A 1,989-nucleotide genomic window follows, 5' to 3' on the forward strand; every position below is an offset into this window, starting at 1 on the left:
GTGTGCCGATTTATGGATAACACCAAACCATTACCCGATGTGCCTGTATATGAAGCGGTAAGGCACCTTGACCCGGTCACCGCCACTTTTGATAAGGAAAATGGCAGGCCAAAACGCTTTTGGCAAGATATGAGCTTTGAGCAGCAGAGTAAAATTGAAGACGAGCTGACCTCAGAAGCGTTTAATTTTGCCTTTGATAAACCACAAGCCGAAATTAGTAAACCGTGGGAAGTCTGGCCGATAGACCCAGCTATGCCTAAACCTGTTTTAGATAATAAATACAAGTTTAAACGAATACTTATTCAAATCACTTTTGGTTGCCCAGTTTAATTGTTTTAACGATATTCATACACAAGGAATGTGATGATAAATTTTATACCGACGTTACCTAAAGAAACGACCTTTAACCGCTTTTTTCAAAGTCATGATTATGCGTCGTTAACTGAACAATTTGATGGGTTGTACTTTACTCGAAGATTTGAAAAAAGCTCGAAAAAACGACGTTTTTTTAAAGATCACCCAGAACGTTTTTTAGTTAAAAATTCGGATAAACATTTTGCGGGTTGGTTATCATTAGCATGCATGTTTATTGGGTTTGCAGGTAGCTTTTGTTGCGCCATTTATTTACCCGCTTGGCTAATATTTTTTTTCGGTGAACCTTTTGATTATCATTTTTTTATTGCCGTTCTTATCTGGAATTTATTTTGGTTAAATGCCTTTCCTTGGAGCATGCGAGTTGGTTCGGATAATATTATTTATTTTGATCGCTTAACTGGCCGGGTTGGTTATACCAAGCCTTTTACCCATCAAACCGAAAAAGATGAATTTGGTAACGCCAGTTTTGCTTGGCAAGATATTGTTTGTACAACCCAATATGTTGTTACTACGCAGTATGGTAATCAGGCTCACATCCCTTATATTCAGCATCGTGATTTGGATACTTACCCAGAATCTGGGGTTGAAGTGGCCGTATCCGAATCAGCCAATAGCCGCACCTATTGTTATTTATTTTGGGAAGAAGTGTGCCGATTTATGGATAACACCAAACCATTACCCGATGTGCCTGTATATGAAGCGGTAAGGCACCTTGACCCGGTCACCGCCACTTTTGATAAGGAAAACGGCAGGCCAGAACGCTTTTGGCAGGATATGAGTTTTGATCAACAATATAGTATTGAAGCAAAACTAATTTCAGAAGCATTTGACTTTGCCTTTGATAAACCACAAGCCGAAATTACCAAACCGTGGGAAATCTGGCCGATAGACCCAGAAATGCCTTTGCCTGTATTTGATAATAAATACAAGTTTAAACGCTTATTAAAGCAAATTACTTTTGGTTACCCGCTGTAATTGCCTAATAATGAGTTTTCACAAGGAATGTGATGATAAATTTTATACCGACGTTACCAAAAGAAACGACTTTTAACCGATTTTTTCAGGCTTTTAATCATGCCTCGTTAGCAGATCAATTTAATGGTTTGTATTTAACCCGAATGTTTGAGAAAAAAGTGTCCAAACGCACATTTTTTGAAAAACATCCGGAACGTTTCTTAATAAAAAACGCTGACAAACATGCATCTGGCTGGTTATCTATTGCGTGCATGTTTATTGGTTTTGCAGGCAGCTGTTATTGCGCCATTTATTTACCTGCTTGGCTAATATTTTTTTTGGTGAGTCATTTGATTACCATTTTTTTATTGCTGTCTTTATCTGGAATTTATTTTGGTTAAATTTAATCCCGTGGACTAAGCGTGTCGGCTCAGATCATATTATTTATTTTGATCGCTTAACTGGCCGGGTTGGTTATACCAAGCCTTTTTCTCATCAAACTGAAAAAGATGAATTTGGTAACGCCAGTTTTGCTTGGCAAGATATTGTTTGTACCACCCAGTATAGGACCACGACTCAGTACGGTAGTCAGGCTCAACTTCCTTATATTCGACATCGTGATTTTGATACTTACCCAGAATCGGATGTTGAAGTGGTCGT

Annotated in this window: 1 protein-coding gene and 2 pseudogenes; all 3 read left to right on the forward strand. The window is 38.3% G+C overall.

All coding sequences use genetic code 11. The annotated features are described in order from the left end of the window. Positions 1-330, forward strand: a pseudogene (locus tag HR060_RS19035) (hypothetical protein); the annotation flags it as partial. Positions 331-363: 33 nt separating this feature from the next. After that, complete coding sequence (locus HR060_RS19040; RefSeq protein WP_246283225.1) at positions 364-1,350, forward strand: hypothetical protein; 987 nt, start codon at positions 364-366, stop codon at positions 1,348-1,350. Between the two features lie 280 nt (positions 1,351-1,630). Beyond that, positions 1,631-1,989: pseudogene (locus HR060_RS19045) on the forward strand (hypothetical protein); the annotation flags it as partial.

Origin of the sequence: Marinifaba aquimaris, from assembly GCF_013328345.1 — a bacterium.
Taxonomy (GTDB): Bacteria; Pseudomonadota; Gammaproteobacteria; order Enterobacterales; family Alteromonadaceae; genus Marinifaba; species Marinifaba aquimaris.

Bases quoted from the DNA above. Each gene is read 5' to 3' on its own strand.
- HR060_RS19040 (WP_246283225.1), top strand. From the start codon at position 364: ATGATAAATTTTATACCGACGTTACCTAAAGAAACGACCTTTAACCGC.